The following is a 5105-nucleotide window of genomic DNA, read 5'->3' as shown; positions in this document are numbered from 1 at the left end:
TATTAATCTATGAAAAGATTATGCGGTTGTTATAGCAAAGAGGATACACCTGTTCCCATTCCGAACACAGAAGTTAAGCTCTTTAGCGCCGATGGTACTTGGTGGGAAGCTGCCTGGGAGAGTAGGACGTAGCCGCGTAATCTTTTTTATTTGTTATACGTGAAACGTAAAAAACCTTACTAAATTTTAGTAAGGTTTTTTATCTATAAACTCTCAACGAATTCAACTAGCCTATTTAAGCCTGTAGTAAAGTTTTCTTCGCTACATGCATAAGATACCCTTATATAATTATCCATTCCAAATGCTATTCCTGGAACAGCAGCAACTTGATATTTCTCTAAAAGCTGATTACAGAAATCTATCGAGAAACTATCTTTAGAATTTAAATTATTTTTTATTTTTGATAAATCTATGAATACATAAAAGGCTCCATCTGGATTTATATAATCTAATTTATCTGATTTATTTAGAATATCTATAACTAAATTTCTACGATTTTTGTATATACTAACAATCTCATCTATATAATCATTACATTCTGTTAAAGCACCGTAAGCAATATACTGGCTAGTTAAAGAAGGATGAGATACTAAGTGCCCTTGTATTGTAGATATACCTTTAGCTATCTTTTTATTGCTTGCAGAATAACCTAATCTTAATCCTGTCATAGCGAATGATTTAGAAAAACCGTTTATAGTTATTGTAATATCTTTAATTTCATCACTTAAAGAAGCTACAGAAGTGAATTTATCTGTATAACAGATTGTTTCATAAATCTCATCAGCTAGTATATATATATTATTGTCTAAACATACTTGCGCTATTTCTAACAACTCATCTTTTGTATATACAGATCCTGTAGGGTTTGAAGGATTATTTAAAAATAACATCTTAGTATTAGGAGTAATAGATTTTTCTAAAATATTTTTTGTAAGTTTAAAACTATTTTCTTTATGTGTATCTACAAAAACAGGATTAGCATTTGCTAGTTTGATCATTTCAGGATAACTAACCCAATATGGCTTAGGAACTAAAACATCTTCTCCTGGATTTACAAGAGCTAATAATGTATTTGTTATAGCGTGTTTAGCACCACTAGATACAACTATTTCATCTATATCATATATACAGTCGTTTTCTGATTTAAGTTTTTTGCATAATTGTTCTCTAAGAATTTTTAAACCAGGAACTAAATCATAATTAGTAAGATTTTCATTAAGAGAATCTATACCGCATTGTATTGCTTTGGTTGGTACAGAAGCATCAGGTTCGCCTATACTTAAATCTATTATATTTTTACCTTCTGACTTAAGGTTACGAACTTTTGTACTTATACTTATTGTATAAGATGGTGTAATATTACTTAGTCTATTAGATAGCATTTTACAATATCTCCTTTTTAAATAGATAATTATATTATATATTAATTTATAATAATATAGGAAGTTATATTAAAACTGATGTATAAATTCAAGAAAAATTTAACAAAAAATTGTAAAAAAATTTAAAAAATTTGAATCTATTACAAATACTAATGTTCAAAAAATGTAGATAGTAATTTCAATGCTTAGAGGTAATTTGACGATTAGGATTAAATTTGATAACCTTATAGAGTAGAAACTTAAAGACTTCCCTTTGACTTTGTTAAAGGGGATTTTTTTCATCTTGGAATACTATATATAGTGGCTAAGGTGTTTTATTAATACAATATGTTGTTATGAAGGGGGATTTTTATTGTGATAGAAACAGTAAAAAAAAGGGATGGTAGAATAATACCTTTTAATTCAGATAGGATAACTAGAGCTATATTTTTAGCTGCAAATAAAGTAGCAGAAAGAGAAAATAGAAATGCTGATTATCATTTAGCTGAACTATTAACTCAAGATGTAATTAAATTATTAAATTTAAAATATGCAAATAATACTCCTGGAGTTGAAGATATACAAAATGTAGTTGTAAAAGTTCTAATAGAAAAAGGTCATGCTAAGACAAGTGAAGAATATATAGTATACAGGACGGAAAGAAATAGAATAAGAAATTCTAAAAGTAGGCTTATGAAATCTATAGAACAAATAACTTTTTCTGATGCAGATGATGCAGATATAAAAAGAGAAAATGCTAATATAGATGGAAATACAGCTATGGGAACTATGCTTCAATATGGAAGTACTGTTTCTAAGGAGTTTTGCAAAACTCATATATTAAAGCCTGAACATGCTTTTGCTCATGATAATGGAGATATACATATACATGATATGGATTTTTTAAATATGGGGACATTGACGTGTTGTCAGATAGATTTAATAAAATTATTTAAGGATGGGTTTTCAACTGGTCATGGATTTTTAAGAGAGCCTAATGATATTATAAGTTATGCAGCGCTAGCGGCTATAGCGATACAAAGTAATCAAAATGATCAACATGGAGGACAGAGTATACCATTTTTTGATTATGGACTAGCAGATGGGGTATATAAAACATTTAAAAAACTATATGCTAATAATATATCTAAAGCTTTGGAATTATATGAAGGTATAGATGCACTAGATCAAATAAAGGAAATGATATCTTATATAGAAAAAGAAACGAATACTAAAGTTAGTATAAAAATAGATGATTCATATAAAAAAATAGAAAAAGAAGAACTAATTCAAAAATTTAACATAGATTCTAAAGTGGCAGAAAAAATTCAAAAATTTGCATGGAAAGAAGCAAATAAAGAAACAGATAGAAATACGTATCAAGCTATGGAAGCCTTTATACACAACTTAAATACTATGCATTCAAGAGCTGGGGCACAAGTTCCGTTTTCTAGTGTGAATTTTGGAACTGATACTTCAGAAGAGGGTAGATTAGTAATTAAAAATTTATTACTATCTGTAGAAAAAGGACTAGGAAATGGAGAAACAGCTATATTCCCTATATTGATATTTAAAGTGAAAGAAGGAATAAACTTAAATGATGGAGATCCAAACTATGACTTATTCAAGTTAGCATGTAGAGTATCTGCTAAGAGATTGTTCCCGAATTTTAGTTTCTTAGATGCACCATTTAATGCTAAATATTATGTAGAAGGAAAACCTGAGACAGAAGCTACATATATGGGATGTAGAACGAGAGTTGTAGGAAATGTGTGTGGGGAAGAAGTAGTAAGTGGAAGAGGTAATCTATCATTTACTACAATAAACTTACCTAGATTAGGAATAAAGCATGGTCTATTGAATGGCAAAGATACAGATATTGAAGGTTTTTACTCAGAATTAGATGAAAAAATAGATTTAGTAATAGATCAATTAATAGAAAGATTTGAAGTACAGGCAAATAAAAAGGTTAAAAATTTCCCATTTTTAATGGGACAAAATATTTGGAAAGAATCAGAAAATCTAGAACCGAACGATACATTAAGAGAAGTTATAAAACAAGGAACATTAACAGTTGGATTTATAGGATTAGCTGAGTGTTTAATAGCACTTATAGGTAAACACCATGGAGAAAGCGAATCAGCTCAGCAACTTGGATTAAAAATAATATCTCATATGAGGGATAGGATGGAAGTTGCTAGTGACAAATATGGGTTAAACTTCTCATTAATAGCTACACCTGCTGAAGGTCTATCTGGAAGATTTACAGCAATAGATAAAAAACAATATGGTGAAATTTCAGGAATAACTGACAAAGAGTATTATACAAATTCATTTCATGTTCCAGTTTTTTATAAAATGAGTTCTTTTGAAAAATTAAAGATAGAAGCTCCTTATCATGAATTGACTAATGCAGGACATATAACTTATATAGAGCTAGATGGAAGTCCATCTAATAACTTAGAAGCTTTTGAAACTATAATAAGAGCTATGAAGGATTTAGGCATAGGGTATGGAAGTATAAACCATCCGCTAGATAGAGATCCAATATGTGGATATTCAGGTGTTATATCTGGAGACATTTGTCCAGCATGTGGAAGAAAAGAGTCAGATGGAGAAATAGGATTTGAAAGAATACGAAGAATAACTGGATATTTAGTAGGAACAGTAGATAGATTTAATAATGCTAAAAAAGCGGAAGTGAGAGATAGAGTTAAGCATAATTAATGATTTAAGTAGGGGGAGTTTATATGATGATAAGATTAGCTTCACCAATTACATTTGAGAGTATTGTCGATGGTCCGGGATTAAGAGCTGTGATATGGACACAGGGGTGTAATCATAACTGTAAAGGATGCCATAATCCACAAACTCATGATAAATGTGGAGGGTATATAGAGGATAATAGTAATATAATTAAACAGATACAAAATCTAAAATTACACAGAGGAGTTACTTTATCTGGGGGAGAACCATTTATGCAAAGTGAAGCTTTACTAGAAATAGCTAAAGCATGCAAAGAAAATAAAATGGATGTATGGGCTTATACTGGATATACATTTGAAGAACTTATAGATAAAAAAAACTCATCGTATTTTAATAATTTAAATTTACTTAAGAATATAGACGTCTTGGTAGATGGGAAATTTATAGAAGCTAAAAAAGATATAAGTCTTAAATTTAGAGGATCTTCAAATCAAAGAATAATTGATGTGAAAAAAACTTTAGATTTAAAGAATGTATATTTACATGAAGAATATATGAAAGAAGATTTAGGAATAGCTAGATAGAATAAAAAATGATCTTAGGAGGATTAAAACTTCTAAGGTCTTTTTTATGGAAAAATAATATAATTGTCAAAATAAATATATAAATTGTTAATATATGAATAAAATCGGTGGATAATGTGGATAAGTAGTCACCTTGTAAGTATAAAACTTACTTTTAAACTGTAGATAATGTGGATAAAAATGTGGGTAAAATGTTGATTACTTTTTTTAATAAAGTAAAATCAAAAAATAATTAAAAAAATAAAAAAAACTGTTGACGGTACTTTAATTAGATGATAAAGTATTACTTGTCCTTAAGAAACGGACGAAAATGAATTAAGAACTTTGAAAATTAAACAGTAGGTTAATTATAAAAATTCTTTTTAAAAGAATTAAACACAAACAACCAAGCCAGATATTCAGATAATGATTAGCTGAGCGATGGACAACTTTTTAAATTATATTTGAGAGTTTG

3 protein-coding genes and 1 rRNA gene are annotated in these 5105 nt (G+C 28.7%); 3 read left to right on the top strand and 1 reads right to left on the bottom strand.

Features of this window, described 5'->3' with window-relative positions; translation table 11 throughout:
- Nucleotides 1–21: 21 nt before the first annotated feature.
- A 5S ribosomal RNA gene (gene rrf / locus ACRCYC_RS10490) occupies nucleotides 22–138 on the top strand.
- A gap of 65 nt (nucleotides 139–203) precedes the next feature.
- Here rrf and ACRCYC_RS10485 read toward each other — a convergent pair.
- Nucleotides 204–1382 carry a pyridoxal phosphate-dependent aminotransferase gene (locus ACRCYC_RS10485; protein ID WP_438619082.1) on the bottom strand — a complete coding sequence of 393 codons (1179 nt, stop codon included), beginning with the start codon at nucleotides 1380–1382 and terminating at the stop codon, nucleotides 204–206.
- 354 nt (nucleotides 1383–1736) lie between these two features.
- On the opposite strand from ACRCYC_RS10485, the gene ACRCYC_RS10480 reads away from it, so the two are divergent.
- A complete protein-coding gene (locus tag ACRCYC_RS10480; RefSeq protein WP_438619081.1) occupies nucleotides 1737–4088 on the top strand; it encodes an anaerobic ribonucleoside triphosphate reductase in 2352 nt (783 codons plus the stop codon).
- 23 nt (nucleotides 4089–4111) lie between these two features.
- Entirely contained in the window at nucleotides 4112–4651 is a 540-nt protein-coding gene (gene nrdG, locus ACRCYC_RS10475) for an anaerobic ribonucleoside-triphosphate reductase activating protein (RefSeq protein ID WP_438619080.1), read from the top strand.
- Nucleotides 4652–5105: the final 454 nt, after the last annotated feature.

The organism is Paraclostridium sp., from assembly GCF_051657365.1.
Classification (GTDB): domain Bacteria; phylum Bacillota; class Clostridia; order Peptostreptococcales; family Peptostreptococcaceae; genus Paraclostridium.
The sequence above is the reverse complement of the archived record's forward strand: the minus strand, read 5'-3'. Positions and strand labels throughout refer to the sequence as shown.

Coding starts and splice junctions, on each gene's coding strand:
- ACRCYC_RS10485 (WP_438619082.1), bottom strand. CDS start 1,382: ATGCTATCTAATAGACTAAGTAATATTACACCATCTTATACAATAAGT.
- nrdG (WP_438619080.1), top strand. CDS start 4,112: ATGATGATAAGATTAGCTTCACCAATTACATTTGAGAGTATTGTCGAT.